The 16,787-nt window shown below is 60.9% G+C and carries 12 protein-coding genes and 1 pseudogene; 4 read left to right on the top strand and 9 right to left on the bottom strand.

Annotated elements, in window-relative coordinates:
• Positions 1 to 38 precede the first annotated feature (38 nt).
• Both B6V72_RS18310 and B6V72_RS18315 read right to left on the bottom strand, forming a co-directional pair.
• A complete protein-coding gene (locus B6V72_RS18310) occupies positions 39 to 950 on the bottom strand; it encodes a hypothetical protein (RefSeq protein ID WP_146696226.1) in 912 nt (303 codons plus the stop codon).
• Positions 951 to 1,448: 498 nt separating this feature from the next.
• The gene (locus tag B6V72_RS18315) at positions 1,449 to 2,468 is read right to left on the bottom strand and encodes a GSU2403 family nucleotidyltransferase fold protein (protein ID WP_088736293.1); all 1,020 of its coding nucleotides are present in this window, start codon (positions 2,466 to 2,468) and stop codon (positions 1,449 to 1,451) included.
• Between the two features lie 372 nt (positions 2,469 to 2,840).
• Between B6V72_RS18315 and repA the strand changes: the two genes are divergently transcribed.
• The 3 genes from repA (at position 2,841) to repC (ending at position 6,362) form a co-directional block, all read left to right on the top strand.
• Positions 2,841 to 4,016, top strand: a complete 1,176-nt coding sequence (gene repA, locus B6V72_RS18320) for a plasmid partitioning protein RepA (protein ID WP_078523248.1) — start codon at positions 2,841 to 2,843, stop codon at positions 4,014 to 4,016.
• Positions 4,017 to 4,020: 4 nt separating this feature from the next.
• On the top strand, positions 4,021 to 4,971 hold the full coding sequence (gene repB, locus B6V72_RS18325) for a plasmid partitioning protein RepB (protein ID WP_078523247.1): 951 nt from the start codon (positions 4,021 to 4,023) through the stop codon (positions 4,969 to 4,971).
• A gap of 176 nt (positions 4,972 to 5,147) precedes the next feature.
• On the top strand, positions 5,148 to 6,362 hold the full coding sequence (repC, locus tag B6V72_RS18330) for a plasmid replication protein RepC (protein WP_078523246.1): 1,215 nt from the start codon (positions 5,148 to 5,150) through the stop codon (positions 6,360 to 6,362).
• 1,558 nt (positions 6,363 to 7,920) lie between these two features.
• Here the strand turns inward: repC and B6V72_RS18335 are convergent.
• Positions 7,921 to 8,958: a tyrosine-type recombinase/integrase gene (locus B6V72_RS18335; protein ID WP_078523245.1), complete on the bottom strand. Its 1,038-nt coding sequence runs from the start codon at positions 8,956 to 8,958 to the stop codon at positions 7,921 to 7,923.
• A 237-nt stretch (positions 8,959 to 9,195) separates the two neighbouring features.
• On the opposite strand from B6V72_RS18335, the pseudogene B6V72_RS18340 reads away from it, so the two are divergent.
• Positions 9,196 to 9,996: pseudogene (locus tag B6V72_RS18340) on the top strand (DUF1403 family protein).
• Positions 9,997 to 10,082: 86 nt separating this feature from the next.
• Here the strand turns inward: B6V72_RS18340 and B6V72_RS18345 are convergent.
• The 6 genes from B6V72_RS18345 to B6V72_RS18370 all read right to left on the bottom strand — a co-directional run.
• On the bottom strand, positions 10,083 to 11,378 hold the full coding sequence (locus B6V72_RS18345; protein ID WP_088736294.1) for a TRAP transporter large permease: 1,296 nt from the start codon (positions 11,376 to 11,378) through the stop codon (positions 10,083 to 10,085).
• 3 nt (positions 11,379 to 11,381) lie between these two features.
• Positions 11,382 to 11,894, bottom strand: a complete 513-nt coding sequence (locus B6V72_RS18350) for a TRAP transporter small permease (protein WP_168173083.1) — start codon at positions 11,892 to 11,894, stop codon at positions 11,382 to 11,384.
• Positions 11,895 to 11,999: 105 nt separating this feature from the next.
• Complete coding sequence (gene dctP / locus B6V72_RS18355) at positions 12,000 to 12,989, bottom strand: TRAP transporter substrate-binding protein DctP (protein ID WP_088736296.1); 990 nt, start codon at positions 12,987 to 12,989, stop codon at positions 12,000 to 12,002.
• Positions 12,990 to 13,124: 135 nt separating this feature from the next.
• On the bottom strand, positions 13,125 to 14,051 hold the full coding sequence (locus B6V72_RS18360; RefSeq protein ID WP_088736297.1) for an SMP-30/gluconolactonase/LRE family protein: 927 nt from the start codon (positions 14,049 to 14,051) through the stop codon (positions 13,125 to 13,127).
• A 77-nt stretch (positions 14,052 to 14,128) separates the two neighbouring features.
• Positions 14,129 to 15,277, bottom strand: a complete 1,149-nt coding sequence (locus tag B6V72_RS18365) for an alpha-hydroxy acid oxidase (RefSeq protein WP_088736298.1) — start codon at positions 15,275 to 15,277, stop codon at positions 14,129 to 14,131.
• Between the two features lie 139 nt (positions 15,278 to 15,416).
• On the bottom strand, positions 15,417 to 16,787 hold a 1,371-nt coding region (locus tag B6V72_RS18370), incomplete at its 5' end, for a biotin/lipoyl-containing protein (protein ID WP_146696227.1).

Consider the following 16,787-nt stretch of genomic DNA (forward strand, 5'->3'; position numbering starts at 1 on the left):
CACACGGTCAACAGGCAGTTCGTTCGCTATATGTTCCTTCAAATGTCCATATATGCACGTTCGGGCCTGTTGGGCCTATAAGTCACGTGGCTTGCCACTTGGAAAACCACCCCGGCGGCGACGGCACTGACACCGTCATAATGTCCGAGACCGATCGCGAGTGCGGGCGCGCCCGTGCCGCGCGGATTGGCCGTCAATGCGGAAACGGCAACGCTCATCGCGCTCATCGTCGTGAGATCATTCTCAAGTCGGTCAATGCGTTGCGACTGCGCCGTTGCATCACCGCTCAGACGCGACAGCTGCCCGACAGTGATTGCGTCGCTCGCTTCAATTCCGTCGGCGACGTTGGAAATTCGCCGCGTCACGCCCGATGATCCGACAGAAACCTGCCCTGCAGTCGCCGTGCTGGACTCACCCAAGGTGACACCGCCGTCTCCAGCCAGAAACCCGACGAACGGTGCGTGAGTGGTGTACGTGCCCGAGGCGGTGATTGGGTTGCCGCTCTCGTCCTGCGCGACGACCGGCCCGGTATTGATGACGTATGGACCGCTCGAGCCGTAACTGGCATAGCTCCCGGCAGGCAGGTAGATATAGGCGTTTCCGTCCAGCGGGTTCGAATCCAACGTCAAGGTGGCATCCGTGCCGCCGGGCGCATACGCGGATCGCGTTGCAAGCGTTGCGAAATCTGCCGCAGCGACCTTGAGGCGCCCATCGGTTTCCACGGTCCCGTTGAGCGCATAACCCGTGACAGCCACCGGACCGTCTGAATAAGTCCCGCTTTGCGGTGCATCGAAGAAGAAGCCGGACAAGCCACCGTTTGACGATTGGTTCGCGGTCATCCGCATGCCGTCCGTCGAGCCGAACGCGATACGTGTGTTGTTTTCACTGAGGACGAGCGCTTCAGAAGGTGCACTCGGCGCACAGACCGACGCAAGCATTGCCCAAAACAACCAGATCGCCCGAATATACCTGCGCAGCGGGCGCCGCGCTTGCTGCGACGATTGCAGCTTGGGCTACCAGCCCGATCAATCCACTTCTCAAAGTCCTTTACCCCAACTTCGCGCGAAAATAGCGCCACCTTAAATCGGTTCCTTTTTGCGCGCCTTTACCCCACGAGCGCGATGAGTTTTTTCTTAGACCAACACCTTAATACATGAAAACAGCCAAAGTTGCTGGGGTGCGAATGAGGCCGGACTGTTGCGGAGCTGCAATGAGTGGTGTTGACCGCGCCTCTGGCATTGCGGGGGAAGCTGCGCGGGCGGGGCCGATCCGCTTAGCGTGAACGTTCGCGCCGCTCCCATGTAGGTGGCCCCGATCGCGACGGGAGCTTTCATTTCATTCGCGAGCAGGGCGAGAGAGGCGCGTTGGTTGCGGAGAGTTTCCTCGGTTTAAGCGCCAGTCGATTGATCCGCTGGACCGACGTGGCGCCAAGGGGGGCGCTCCCTGCCCTACCCAAGATCCGCGAGCCGCGCCGCCGTCTCCGGCATCCGGGCAAGCGTCGCCTCCAGCCGGGTGCGCCAGCGTGGGCCGCGGGATTGGGCGTCCTGCCAGGCTTCGGCCAGCTCGTCGGGGCGGTCTTGCGCCAGCACCTCGATCAGGAAGGCCGCCTGCGCCCGGTCCTTCGCGGATTTGCCCCGGTCCGGGCCTTCACGGCGGCGGTCTGCCACGATCAGCTTGTGGATCGCGAACCGCTCGGGGCGCGGGATCTGCACCAAGACACCGGAGCGGTAGAGCGCCACTGCCGGGATCGGCTCCGCGATCAGGTAGTTGAGATAGTTCAGCGCCTGCGCGGAGACACCGAGCGCAGGCAGCGGTTTCACCGTTTCGTCGCCGAAGGCGGGCGTCAAGAACTCCACCATCACCTCGGATCGGCTTTGCCGCCATTTCCAGACCTGTCGGTCCTGAAGCCCGGGAACAGGGTCGAATTTCAGCGCTGATAAGATATCGCCCGGTTCTTCCTCGACCCGGTCCTGCAGTGCGACCGACAGCCGCTGGAAGCTCGCAAGGTCGATATCGCCGGTCTGGGCCAGCGTCTCGGTATCCATCCGCACGCCCAGCTCGCCTTGGTAGAGCGCGAAGGCCGCGGTTCCGATCAGCGTGCCGCCAAGCCGGAACATCCCCGCCCGCGCGAAGGCGAGAAACAGCGAGCCGGTCTCGCGGTCGGTGGCGATATAGCCCTCGGCGCGCAGAATCCGGGTCAGCCGCGTCATCCGCTGCCGGCGCGCCTGCGCATCGGCTTTAAGTGCCGCCGCCCGCGCCAGCCGATCGCGCAGCTCCGGGCTGTCCTCGCCGAGATAACGGCTGCGCGTTTCGGTTCCGATTCGCAGCCGCTCGTAAAGATAGGTTCGGTCGCCGCGATGACGCTCCTCGATCGCGCCGGTGACTTCGGCGGCGCGATCGTCGAGATGCAGCCGTAGTAGATCCTGATAGGCCGTCTGCGCGGTCTGACTATGCGAGATGATGTCCATTGCGGTCTCATGTGCGACAAGTTTAAGTCTGTCGCACATTGGTGCGTGTGCAACAAGTTATAATTTGTCGCACACGCCTATCCCAGTCCCAGGCCGAGCTGCGGCACAACCGTGAGAGAATCGGAAAGAGGCTGGTTGTCGCGAAGAGCCTTTCGGCAGCCATCTCACCGCTCCGGGTCAATTTACGCCAACCAGACCCTTGGTTAGTGTCTTCGCGAGCACGTTTCGCTAGATATTGGTCTCGAATTTGTGGGATTCTGGTCGCGCCTCCCAAAAAACTCTTGCCAGACTCGGTTCGTTCAAGTGAATTATACGGAAAAGAACGAATGAGACGCCTAAAAGCGTAACAAGTGCAGAGGCGAGAGGGCAGAGATGACGGAACATATGCGGATCGATCAGATCGTCGGACAACATGCTGAGCGTTTGTCCGAACAGCTGCAAGAGCACCGTCGTGCCCTTTTTCCCCCGGATACCAAGCGGGAATTGCGCAAGTTCACCTCCGGCGAGGTGGCACAGCTCCTTGGCGTGAAGGATGCTTACCTGCGCAAGCTGCATCTCGACGGGCGCGGCCCCGAACCCGAGATTCGCGCGGGCGGGCGGCGGTATTACAGCCCGCATGATGTTCAGGCGCTGCGCGAGATGCTGGAAAAAGGCGCCAAGACGCCCGGCACCTACCTTCCGGGGCGGCGCGAGGGCGATCATCTGCAGGTGATCTCGGTCATCAACTTCAAGGGGGGGTCCGGCAAGACCACTACCTCGGCACATCTGGCGCAGAAACTTGCGCTCGACGGTTACCGGGTGCTCGCGATCGACCTCGACCCGCAGGCCTCGTTCTCCGCGCTGCACGGTTTTCAGCCCGAGTTCGACCTGCTCGACGGCGGCACGCTTTACGACGCGATCCGCTACGACGACCCAGTGCCGCTGAAGGATGTGATCCAGAAGACCTATTTCACCAATCTCGACATCATCCCCGGTAATCTCGATCTCATGGAGTTCGAGCATGACACGCCGCGGGTGCTTGCACAGGGCTCGCGCGAGCTGTTCTTCACCCGGGTCGGCGATGCGCTCGGCACGGTGGAGGCGGACTACGACGTGGTCGTCCTCGACTGTCCGCCGCAGCTGGGCTTCCTGACGATGTCGGCGCTTTCGGCGGCGACGGCAGTGCTGGTGACGGTGCATCCGCAGATGCTCGACGTGATGTCGATGTGTCAGTTCCTGCTGATGACCTCGAACCTTCTGGGGGTCGTGGCCGAGGCGGGGGGCGACATGTCCTATGACTGGCTGCGCTATCTCGTGACCCGCTACGAACCCGGAGACGGCCCGCAAAATCAAATGGTTAGCTTCATGCGCTCTATGTTCGGGGAGCATGTGCTGAACCACCCTGCCCTAAAGTCCACCGCGATCTCGGATGCGGGAATCACCAAGCAGACGCTCTACGAGGTGGAGAAATCGCAATTCACCCGTTCGACCTATGAACGCGCCCTTGAGAGTCTCAATTCAGTGAATAGCGAGATCGAGGACCTTATCCAGAAAGCGTGGGGGCGCTGATATCATGGCACGCAAGAACCTGCTCGACGGGCTTATGAACGCAAGAAACGAGGCGGAGGCGAGCGCTCGCAAAGCTGCCGGTGCCCCTGCCCCGGCCGACAGACCCGCTACATCGCCGCCGCGGCGTCAGACCGGCGCGATCGGCGCGGTCAGCCAGTCGCTGGCCGAGCTGCGCACCCGCGCGCTGGTCGAGGTGCCCGCCGACTTGATCGACGATGCGGGGCTAAAGGACCGGCTCGATACCGACCCCGAGGGGCTCGCCGAACTGGTCGAGAGCCTGCGCGAATACGGGCAGCAAGTGCCGGTGATGCTGCGCCACTCGCCCAATCACGAGGGCCGCTACGAGATCGTCTATGGTCGCCGCCGCGTTCAGGCGCTGCGCAAGCTGGGCAGTCCCGTCCGCGCGATGGTGCGCGATCTCGACGACCGCTCGCTGGTTGTGGCGCAGGGGCAGGAAAACGCCGCGCGCAAGGATCTGAGCTTCATCGAGAAAGCGAACTTTGCGCGCCAGATGGTCGAGGGCGGCTTTGACCGCAAGGTGATCTGCGACGCGCTGCATGTCGACAAGACCGTCGTCAGCCGGATGCTCGCAGTGGCCAAGGAAGTGCCGGAGCCGGTGATCGAAGCGATCGGTGCGGCGCCTTCGGCCGGGCGGGACCGTTGGCTCGCCTTGGCGCGACGGATCGGCAAGCGTCCCGTCGATCAGGTCGTGGCGCTCGCGTCCGGAGACAGCAGCGATGCCCGCTTCCAGACCGTGTTCGACGCGCTTGCGCCGCAACGAGCCCCTGCCCCAACGCCCGAGAAGATCACCACGAAAAACGGTGCGCTTCTTGCAGAGGCGCAACGGCGTGGAGGCAAGCCCGTGATGACGCTCCACGATGATAGTTTCGCCGACTGGCTGCGCGAGAATATGGCGCGGCTCCACGAAGAATTCTCCCGCAAAGACGGGGAATGAGCAGAAGACCGCAACGATAAAAAGGAGGCACATCGAGACAAAAAAAGAGACCCCCCAGGACATGACATCCCGAAGGGCCGTTCTTTCTCGCACTCTGAACGTATCCTGAGCAGTTGACTCCTGTCAACAACCGCCATGTCCGCGGAGCGATCTTTCATGTCTTTGTGACAGACAGGATGCAACATATCTCACAAACCCCGTTCGGGCGGAGCCTGAACAAAGGGGATTTGAGGGCCGCCGAGATGCTCGACGCGCCCCTGCCCCAGCTTGCCCGCGACAAATGGGCCGTGATGCGCGATCTGACGGTCGCACGCGCGGCGTTCGGTGTCAGTGATCGCGATCTGGCGGTGCTGAACGCGCTGCTGTCCTTTCACCCGCACCCGACACTGGCCGAGGGCGACGGCACGATCGTCTTCCCCTCCAACGCGTCGCTCTCCGAGCGCGCCCATGGGATGCCTGAGAGCACGCTGCGGCGGCATCTGGCGGCGCTGGTGAAGTCCGGCCTCGTGATCCGCCATGACAGCCCCAACGGCAAGCGCTACGCCCGCCGCGCCGGCGAACAGCTCCAGGTGGCGTTCGGCTTCGATCTGCGCCCGTTGTTGCTGCGCGAGGCGGAGATCGCACAGGCCGCGCAGGCGGCCCGTGAGGCTCAGGCCCGCTACAAGGCGCTGCGCGAGGCTGTGGTGCTGATCCTGCGCGATGTCGCTCAGTTGATCGAGTATGGCCGCGAGGCGGTCTCCGCGAACTGGGACGCGCTCTCCGACATGCTGGCACTGATGAACCGCGAGATGCGGCGCAAGCTCGGGCTCGAGGAGATGACAAACATGCATCTTCGCGCGAACGACCTGCGGGAAAAGGCTAAGACCTTTATTCCGAAAGAAAAAACAGAAGATATGAGCGGCAAAGACGTCAATAGTGAGCGGCACATACAAGATTCAAACATAAGTCTATACGAATCTGAATCTTCCAAAGAAATGGAAGAAGCTGCGGCGGGGTCACCCCTGCCCTCCTCGTTAGACGATTTGGAGCCGTGCGAACCAGAAAAGGAAGCCGAAGCGCCGAAATTGCCGCTGTGGCTTGTTTTGCAGGCCTGTCCGGATGCACGAGACTATTCGCCCGAACCGATCCGGTCTTGGGACGATCTGATTGCGCGGGCCGAGTTCATTCACCCGATGATGGGCATTTCGCCTTCTGCCTGGGCGGAGGCCGCGCGGCATATGGGTGCCACCAACGCGGCGATCACCGTCCTCGCGATGCTTCAGCGCTCCGAGGAGATCCATAACCCCGGCGGCTACCTTCGCGCGCTCTCGGGCAAAGCGGCAGACGGCGGCTTCAGCCCCGGTCCGATGGTAATGGCCCTGATGCAGACGCGAAATGCAAGGGCCCTGTGATTTCTGCGCTGCGGGTGAATGGTGATTGGAGCTGGAGGACGAAGTCCCCGCGTGGGCGAGGTCCCTCCCCTTTTACAAGGCGAGGTATCGTGAAGTATTATGCATGATGTTTCCGGCTGATGCAGCTTCTTCCCTATTCCGCTCGAAAATCTGGGCTTTTGCGACTGGGAATGGCGCTCCCGAGCCGCGTGACGGTTGAACGAGTTTCAGGTCACGAGTTCCACTTGTTGCGGTGCCTGCTTGCCCTCAGCTGTTGATTTTACGTGTCGACGGGGAAAATGGGAGAGAAGGGAAAGGGAAGGAGCACAAAGCAGGTGTCGGAGTTGGGCCCCCTGCCCTCTCCTTTGTTGAGCCTGGTATTACCGTTCGCGACGAATGCCGGACGATGCCGCCGCCTGGGCTTGGCCTGGCCATTTTGCGGCAAACTTGGGGAGAAAGTTGCCGCGGCATAGACCGACTTTTTAGGGCGTCGAGATTTCGCACGATGCGAGAAGACGTTTGAGAGACGTGGGTAGATCTGCCCCTCACTCTAGCTGGGCATGCGTCTTCGTGTCTGACCTCAACGGTGGCTGGACGATTCTGCGCGCTGCGGTTTCGTTTAGAGAAGGGCAAGGCGCCCTGCCCTTCTTGGTGTAGTCCGACAGTTCTGCTTCGGCTCCGTCGCATGTCCGTTGATCGTTGACGGTGATTTCAGCGCGCAGCCTGAATGTTGACAGCAGTCAACTTGGCGAAGGTTTTCTCAGGAAGTGAGAACGGTCTCCGTCGAGCTTTCGTTGGTTGACCGGAGGTGACTATCTCGCGGCCTGAACTTTCAAACGTTTTTCGGAAGATCGGACCACGTCCCTGCCGATCATTGGATTTACCGAGTGAAAAACAGTGCCCCTCGATTGGAAACAGGTTCGTCGAGTTGACGGCTGTCAACTTTGGCTCTGGGTGCTCGAAGCATCGACTTCCCTGCCGATCCTCCGTTTATAAACGGTGTCTGCGCGTTGAAGTTGGCCTGTCGCGCATCTCGCCTTCCCAAGGTGCGCCGAGCGTGGAGCACAACTTGCTCCGGCGCCTACTTGGCGTGCGGCGTGCGTCGTCGTGCATAATAGACTGAGGCCTCGTTGCCGTCGCGCCTTAGCTTGAGGCGCGAGTCATACGAACTCTCGTAAACGGCCAATTAAGTAGATCAATTTGCCGCTGCCGTTTGAGCCTGTGATTAACTCGGTCTCCCGGCGCGCGCCTGAGAAGATGTCTCCTAATAGCATGTGTTTCTCGTTTGCGCTCTCTGTGAATCGCCAGACTGGTGAGCTCGTTTCCACCGTGGGAGACACTCAGCTCACTAATGCTCTTGGATGCCGCGCGTCAGCGATGCGGGCATCCAACTTCGCGTGCCGCTGTTGTTCACATTCAAGCTTCGGGAAATTCTCGATCCGTTAAACCTGTGCGACGCGACATCCACGGGACCGCTGCGTCGCAATGGTCGGAAAGAGTGGGAACTTCGACTGGCCAAACGGACGGATGCCTACGGCGCGCCCAGTTGACGGCTGTCAACTTCCTCAGTGAGCCGCGCTCAGAGCCCCGCCGCCTTCGTGAGGTTCACCCGGAACCGATCGCGGCGGCGTTGGTAGCGGCGTGTCATTTCCGCCGAGGCGTGGCCGAGGTGTTTCTGCACATGACGCTCGTCCACCTCGGCCCAGCTCGCGAGACCCGCGCGCAGGCTGTGACCAGAGAACAGTGCGAGCCGTTCCGTCTCGGGCAGGTCGCTGCGTATGCCCGCTGCAAGAACGGTCTGCTTTATCAGCCGGGCGACGTGGCGATCGTTGAGCCGCGCGTCGAGCGCTCGGGTCCCGTCGCGCGACACCCGTACGAAAAGCGGACCGAAGCCGATTTTAGCGAAGTGCAGCCACTGCTCGAGCGCGTGGACCGGACAGCTCTGATCCGAGGTGCCGCGGCCGACCTCGACCTCGCGCCAACCGGTCTTTGCGTTCAGCGTCAGCACCACGCCGTCTTCCAGAATTTCGACCCAGCCACGGCCATTGATCGTGTCGTCGCGCGCGTGATCAAGGCCCGTAATTTCCGACCGTCGCAAACCTCCGGCGTAGCCGAGCAGCAGGATCGTGCGGTCGCGCAGACCCCGCAGATCGTGGGGCAGGGTGGCCGCCATCGCGAGGATCTCCTCGGGGGCGATCGCCTCTTTCTGTTTCGGCGGGCGCGCATGACGACGGCGGATGCCGGCGAGCACCGTCGCGATATGCCGGTTGCGCCGATCAATGGTGAAGCCGCGCTGCGCCGCGTTCCAGGTCAGGCCCGAGAGCCGCCGTTCGATAGTCGGCACCGATAGGCCTGCCGTGTTGTCAGCCGGCGCGGCGAGGTCCGCGAGGTAGAGTCCGATCATCTCGGGCGACGGGGGCAAAGCGTCTGCGCCCTTCATCCGGCACCACCGCGCGAAATGCGCCCAATCCGCAGCATAGGCTGAGAGCGTATTGTCCGCCGCGGATTGCTGCGCATAGCCGCGTGCCGTTTCCACGAGGCGATCGAGCGCGCCGGAACCCGCGACATTCGCCGGCAGGGCAGGGGATGCGTCGTTGAAATCGGGGCTGTCGCTCATCGGATAGGCTCCTGAAGGCACGGTTCGTACGGCTGTCAACTCTCTGGTAACTGATTGCCCGGCGTATATCGGTCGAGCCTCTCGGCATGTGTTTTTCCGCCAAATTCCCACGGGATCGAGCTTAGTCGGCTTTAGTCCGATAATGCAAGATTATTGGACATAAATTAAGCTGAAAAGATGCGGCGCTTTAGGCGCTATGTTATGGAGCAAAGCGCCGTTCCGAGATAGGCTTAAGCAATAATATCTGCCCCGCCGAACCACACCAGACACTTGGAACCCCAGCCCGGGATGCCCGCCTGGATCACCTCTTCGCGTTCTGAAGCCCCTGAAGATATGGCATTTTCGTCGGGCGCGGCGCTGAGCCATCTGCATCTTGTGCTGGAGCGTGAGGAAGTGCCGCACGCCCTGCTGCGGGACAGGCTGGCGCTGCGCGCGGCGGAGGTCTGTGTCGCGTTTTCCGGGCGTCCGGAGCGGGCAGCGGAGCTGCGCGACGCGATCCACCTTCTGCGCCCCGGCGACCTGCCCGGACCGGCTGGGGAAACCTGCCTGGCCTGGCGTCGCGCGGTGGAACGGCCCGTGTCGGTCAAGGCGCTGGCCCCTGCGGCGATTGTGCTGGAGGTGGTGCTAAACGAGACGCCGCGCGCCGACGTGCCCGCGTTAGTGCTTGTCGACGCAGCCCTCGCGCAGGCGCTTGGCTGGGATCATCTCGTGCCGCTGCTGGCTGCGGGCCTGAAGCGCGCTGATCTGCGCAAAGGGGGGAGGACCTGCGGCTGGCCTGCCATCAGGCGCTTCTTGCATCGGCGGTCGAAGCCGTACGCCTCTCCGCCGACGTTGCGCGCCGGGCGGTGCATCTGAAGGCGGTCGCGCCCAGGCTGCGGGGAAAGGGGCAGGGGGGTCGTAGAGATGTTCCTGATCCGCGACGCCGTGGCTCTGCCGTTGCCCGATCGCCCCGCGCGACGGCTCTGCGACCGGCTGGTCGATCTCGGTGCGGTGCGCGAACTCACGGGCCGCGATACCTTCCGGCTCTACGGGGTCTGAGCGATGGTGAAGGATCGTCGCGACCCTTAACTTGACCGCGAGTTAACGACTGAATAGCCCCCTTTCTTGGATTGGCGGATGCTGCCCTACATGAGACCCGGCAACCAGGTCACTAGCCCCGGGATCAGCGTCAGCACCACGATCAGTAGCAGGAAGACCGAGTAGAATGGCACTGTGCCACGCACCACCTGGCCCAGACTGCCGTGCCAGATACTCTTGATCACGAAGAGGTTGATGCCGAGTGGAGGGGTAATCTGCCCCAGTTCGATTATGATCATCAGCATGATGCCGAACCAGATAGGGTCTACGCCATAAGCCATTAGAACTGGGAAGATCAGCGGCACGGTGATCAAGATTAACGACATGCTTTCCAGGAAGCAGCCCATCAGCACGTAGACCACTAGCAGCACACCGAACAGTTGCCACTTCGATAGCCCGAGGCTGACGATGTACTCAGTTAGCGCCTCCCCAATGCCCGCGCGTCCGATGGCATAGGACAGGATCATGGCGGCGAAGATGATAAACAAGAGATTGGCCGAGGTACGCACCGTACTGGACAATGCTGCGCTGAAGGTTGCCCAAGTCAGGTTGCCCCAGATCTTTGCCACGATGCTGGCCAGGATTACACCGGCAGCGGCGGCCTCGGTGGGGGTCATCAAGCCTAGGTACATGACCAGAAGTATCCCACCCATCAATCCCAAGAAGGGCAGTACGTTGCCGATGGCCAAAAGGATCTCAGCGAAATTTTTGGGACCGGCTTCCTCGGGCGCCAAGCTGCGGTCCATCCGGGCACGCATGGCGATGTACCCCATGAACATGGCCGCAAGTAGCAGGCCAGGCACCACGCCTCCCATGAACAGCTGCGCAACGGAGGTTTCCGTGACGCTGCCGTAGATGATCATCGGGATGCTGGGCGGTAGCAGGATGCCTAGGGTGCCACCGGCAGCGATCGAGCCGGCCGAGATTTTGGGCTCGTACTTGCGGCGCTCCAGCTCCGGCAGAGCGACTCCGCCGATCGCCACTGCCGTGGCCACGCTGGATCCGCTAGCGCCGCCAAACAGAGCGCAACTGACGATGTTTGTCTGAAGCAGGCCTCCGGGAACTTTCACCACCAATTTGGCCATGCCATCGTAGATCCGCAGACCTAGCCCACTTTTCTGCAGGATGTCGGCCATGAAGATGAACAGTGGCGCCGCCGTCAGGGTGAAGCTGTCCATGCCGCCCCAGCTGATCAGACCGAGTGCCTTGAAGGCGGTCAGCCCGTCGAAGAAGAACAGGTAGAGCAACCCGGAGACCGCAATGGAGAAGGGAATAGCCAGGCCGAGACCGATCAGAGCGAAAAAAGTACCGAAGACGGTAACAAACTCTACAATGGGAAACATGACTTAACCCTTCTTGACGGTGGCGGCGTTGCTGGTCGACGAACGAAACAGTGGGGCGATGATCGAGGCTAAGATGGTCAGTGCCAGCGCGGCGCTTCCAACCAGCATGACTAGGCGCGGAATCCACAGGGGCGTCATCAGCGGTGTCATCGAGGTCTCTCCGGTGCGGATCGACTGCATCGAGAAGCGCCAGAACTGCCAAGTCAGCACCGCCGCGAGGAGCAGGCAGAGCACCTTGAACACCCAAGCCAGTACCAGCTTTGTGCGGGGGCCCATTGCACGGTCCAGGAACTCAACTTTGGTATAGACATCCTCCGCGTAGCCGTAGGGCAGCGACAAGAACGTCAGCGCGACGACGAGATAGCCGCCGACTTCGTTCGATATCCCAAGGGAATAGTCGAATAGACTGCGCGCGATACTCTCGTAGGCGATGAGCAGGGTCATCGCAATGATAATGAAACGGCAGATGTAATCACTGCCGACGGAAATATACTTGAAACCTCCAAGGTCGCTCACGACTTCCTCCCTCATTCTCTTGTTATTCCCGAGGCTGCAGGTCGCCCGGCATGGGGGGACGTCAGCCCCCCCGCCAGGCTCAAGACCCTGATTCTGAGCCCATGTTCACCGCCCGAGCGCGGCGCGCACGTCGGCCAGGGCCTTTACGGCATCGTCTCCCCTTTCGGCCGCCCAGCTTTCCCAGTAGCTGCTCATGACCTCGGTTGCCCGGCCGACCTCTTCCTCTGCGGGATAGGTAACGTCCAGGATGCCGCTAGCCAGTTCATCGGTCAGGGCCTCCTCGCGCTCCTGCAGGGTCGCCGTAATCTTCCCTCCGGCTTCGACAGCGGCGGTACGCAGCTGTTCCTGCATCTCCGGCGACAGGCCTTCAAAGCGATCCTTGTTCACTGTAAGGTAGGAAATGGCATAGCTTAGGCCCAGCCGATAGTTGGATTGCAGTAGGTCCCGCCACAGGTAGCCGGAGCCTGCGGTGGCGGTGAAAACGCCGTCGATCACGTTGCGGTCCAGGGCGGTAACTACCTCGGCTGTGGTCATGGTGATGGGCGTGCCGCCAAAGCGCCTAACGAACTCGCCTTGCTCGGCATTGTTGACGCGCAGCTTCTGGTCCTTGAGGTCCTCCAAACTGACCAACGGCTTGGTGGACCATGGCATACTCAGGGGATAGATGTATTCCGCAAGGATGATGATATCGCGCTCGGCGAAAATCTTCTCGACGTAGGGCATGACGATCTCAGAGGCGGTCTCCATCTCGTCCATGTCCTGGATCAGCATCGGCAACCACAGCAGGCCGGCGATCGGTACGCTGCCGGTGACGAAAACGTCATCTCCCATCTGGACGATGTCGTCCGAGACCGCCTGTGTGATGTTGCTGCCCGAGATCGGCAACGAGCCGCCCAGGTGTACGCGGAGCTTCAGCTCGCCCCCTGTAGTTTCTTCCAGCTTCTTGGACATCGCTTCTAAGCCTTGGACAGCGGGTACGGTGGGGCTACTGTTATAGGTATAAATGTCCCATTTCTCGGTCGCGTGACTCGAGGTGGCCATCACGACGCTCGCCAGGACGACACTGCTGAACAGCTTAAGTTTGTTAATCGGCATATCATTCTCCTCCTATGATATTCATTAGCGACGCGAGGTTCAGTCCCGCATCTGGTGGTAAAGAGTCTGCTCAGGCACGGACAGGGCGGCGGCCATGCAACACAAGTGCCGCAAAAAACGGGGCAAATCCCAATCTTAGCTATGGGAGAACAACGGCTGCCCTTCGCTCTCGAGTTTTGCAGTCAGGATCTGTCCAGTTTCGCTCTCCGTGATGTAAAGCGTATTCTTGTCACCATCTCGAACGCCGAAGGCGCAATTAGTGGTCATTAGGCCCGCACAGGATCTAATGAGGTACTTTGGAATGCCCAAGCGATCGAAACCCCAGACGATTCCTAACCCGGCATGTGCCACAAAAAGGTTGCCCGAGGCATCAACGGCGACCCCGTCAGGACCGGCGAGGCCGCCGGACAGCTGGACGAAGATGCCGACCTTGTTGATCGAGCCATGGGGTAAAACCGGAACGCGCCAGATGGCATTGCCGCGCGTCGCGGCGACGTAGAGGATTTTCTCATCGGGACTGAACGCAAGTCCGTTCGGGCTGGGCACCGTATTGAGGATCTGTTTCAGGGCATGATCGTTGTCGTTGTGGGCATAGACCCTGCCGGTCGGGTCGTGCAATCCGGTCAGACCCTGATCCGTGAACCAGAGTGAACCGTCCGAGTGGAAAGTCAGATCGTTGCACCCTTTGAACGACTCGGCATGGGCGCGGTCCAGATGCGAACGAACCTCGCCAGTGGAGGGGTCGAGAACCATGATGCCGTTCCGGTAATCGGCGATGTAGATGCTTCCGTCAGCATGAATTGCCAGCCCGTTGGGCTCGCCGTCATACTCTGCCACCAGACTGATGTCGCCATTTGGCGTGGACCGATAGATCTGGCCGTAGGGAATATTGACGAAATAGAGGTTGCCATCCCTGTCAAAGGCCGGGCCTTCCAGAAAGGACGGCGTCGGCGTGCCATGGCGCATCACGCGGACCCATTCGGACGCCCTGTTCGTCTCCTGGAAGCGCTCGGGGAATTCCGCGAAAACCGTGGTTTCGATTTCTACTGGTGGTGCAAACATGACGTGTCCTCCTAGGATGGATCAGTGATTTCCATTTTTTGTACGCCGGGGCAATTCCGCCCTCACCGTCGGTCTGGTCAAGGTACCCGACGCAACATTTCAGGGGTCAGTTGATCGACACTGGTACATCCCATTAACCGCATGCCGCGAACGAGTTCAGCTTTCATAAGATGCAAAGCCCGTTCGATTCCCGGCTGACCTGCCGCCGCCAACGGGAACAGGTAGTAACGCCCAAGCCCAACAGCCTTTGCTCCGAGCGCCAATGACTTCAGCACGTGAGTGCCTCTTGTGATACCTCCGTCCACCATGACTTCAACGCGATCACCGACCGCCTGAACGATTTCCTCAAGGTGGTCAAAGCCGGTGCGAGACCCATCGAGTTGTCGACCACCGTGATTTGACAGCACGATGCCCGTGCAGCCGATGTCCGCCGCACGACGCGCGTCCTTAACACTCATGACTCCCTTGAGACAAAACGGGCCTCCCCATTCGGAAACCATGGCAGACACATCGTCCCAAGACATCGAGGGATCCAGCATTTCAGTGAAGTATCGACCGATCGTCAGACTATCACCTTCGATATCCAGATGGGCGTCGAGTTGCGGCAATGAAAAGCGTTCGTGCGTGACATAGTTCAGGCCCCAGGACGGCTTCAGCGCAAATTGCATGAGCGCGGAAGCCGTTAGGCGAAACGGGATCGAGAACCCAGAGCGCAGATCGCGCTCTCTGTTGCCGCCGGTGATACTATCCACAGTCAGCATCATTACCTTGATGCCTGAACTCTTGGCCCGCTCCATCATCGCAGAATTCAAACCGCGATCCTTGTGGAAGTAGAATTGATAGACCTGCGGATTGCGGTGCTTGCGCGCGAGTTCCTCCATCGACACGGTACCGAGGGAGGAGACGCCGAACATGGTTCCGAACTGTTCCGCCGCCGCCGCAGTCGCCCGCTCGCCTTCGTGGTGGAACAATCGCTGCAGAGCGGTAGGGGACAGATAGACGGGAAGGTCGATCTTCTGGCCGAGAACCATTGTGGAAAGGTCCACGTCTTCAACGCCGCGCAACACGTTCGGAATTAGGTCGACGCGATTGAAGCTCTCCGAATTTCGCCGGAGGGTCACTTCGTCGTCTGCGCCGCCGGCGATATAGTTGTAAATGGGGGCCGGCAATCTTCGGCGCGCAAGTGTTTGGAAGTCATGGAAATTATGGCAATGTTTCAGACGCATGTTGTCCCCCGCACAGACGCTTCGATGTCACGATCATTTGTACTCGGGCCCGCCGCAACTGTGCGACGGCCCTCCGTCGCCTGGCCCGCAGCCGCCATGTCCTTAGGCACATGGACATCCTGTTGACACCAGATCAGTCTCATGCGCACTCGACCAGTAGATCCTTGGCGTCGATCTGCGCGCCCGGCGCGACATAGACGGTTTTCACCGTGCCGTCCTGATCGGCGGTGATCGAGGTTTCCATCTTCATCGCTTCGATGGTCAAAAACACATCGCCTTTTTTCACCGTCTGTCCCCTGACCACGGCGACCGTGGCAACGACGCCCGGCATCGGTGCACCGATGTGTTTCGGATTGCCCAACTCGGCTTTGACATTGGCCACAACCGAAGAGGCAGCAGAGCGGTCTTTCACGCGCACGGTGCGCGGTTGACCATTGAGTTCGAAGAACACTTTGACCTCGCCGGCCTCATTGGGTTCGGACACTGTCTGGCAACGGATTTCCAAGGTCACACCCGGTTCAATCGTGGCAGAGATCTCTTCGCCGGTGTCCATGCCGTAGAAGAAGTTCTTCGTCGGCAGGGTGCGGACGGGGCCGTATTGCTCGTGGCGGGTCATGTAGTCGGAGAAGACCTTCGGATACATGAGGTAGCCGTTGAGATCCTCGTTATCGATCGTTTCGCAGTCGAACTTGTCGCAGAGCTCTTTGCGCGTCGCTTCGAGGTCCACTGGCGGCAGGTGTTTGCCCGGGCGCTCGGTGTTCGGTTTCTCGGAACCGAGCACCTTTTTGAGGATTTTCTCCGGGAAGCCACCCGGCGGTTGGCCGAGGTTGCCGCGCATCATGTCGATGACCGAATCCGGGAAGGAGACATCCTTGGCCGGGTCGAGCACGTCTTCCTTCGACAGGCCCTGCGCGACCATCATCAGCGCCATGTCGCCCACGACTTTCGAGGACGGCGTGACCTTCACGATATCGCCGAAGATCTGGTTGGCGTCGGCATAGGCCTGCGCCACCTCGTGCCAGCGCTCTTCCAGCCCCAGCGAGCGCGCCTGCGCCTTGAGGTTGGTGAACTGGCCGCCGGGCATCTCGTGCAGATAGACCTCGGAGGCCGGGGCTTCGAGGCCGCTCTCGAAGGCCGCATATTGGTGGCGCACGGCCTCCCAATAGTTCGACATCATGCGGATCGCGTGGATATCGAGGCCGGTATCGCGCTCGGTATGGGCCAGCGCCTCCACGATCGAGCCGAGGCAGGGCTGCGAAGTGCCGCCCGAGAATGCGTCCATCGCCGCATCCACCGCATCGACACCCGCATCTGCCGCCGCGAGAATGGTCGCGCCCGCGATGCCCGACGTGTCATGGGTGTGGAAGTGGATCGGGATATCGACCTCTTCCTTCAGCGCCGCGATCAGCTTGCGGGCGGCGGCGGGTTTCAGCAGGCCCGCCATGTCCTTGAGGCCGAGGATATGGGCGCCCGCCGCTTCCAGCTCTTTCGCCATGCCGATATAGTATTT

Source organism: Thioclava sp. F34-6, assembly GCF_002213235.1.
GTDB classification, from domain to species: Bacteria; Pseudomonadota; Alphaproteobacteria; order Rhodobacterales; family Rhodobacteraceae; genus Thioclava; species Thioclava nitratireducens.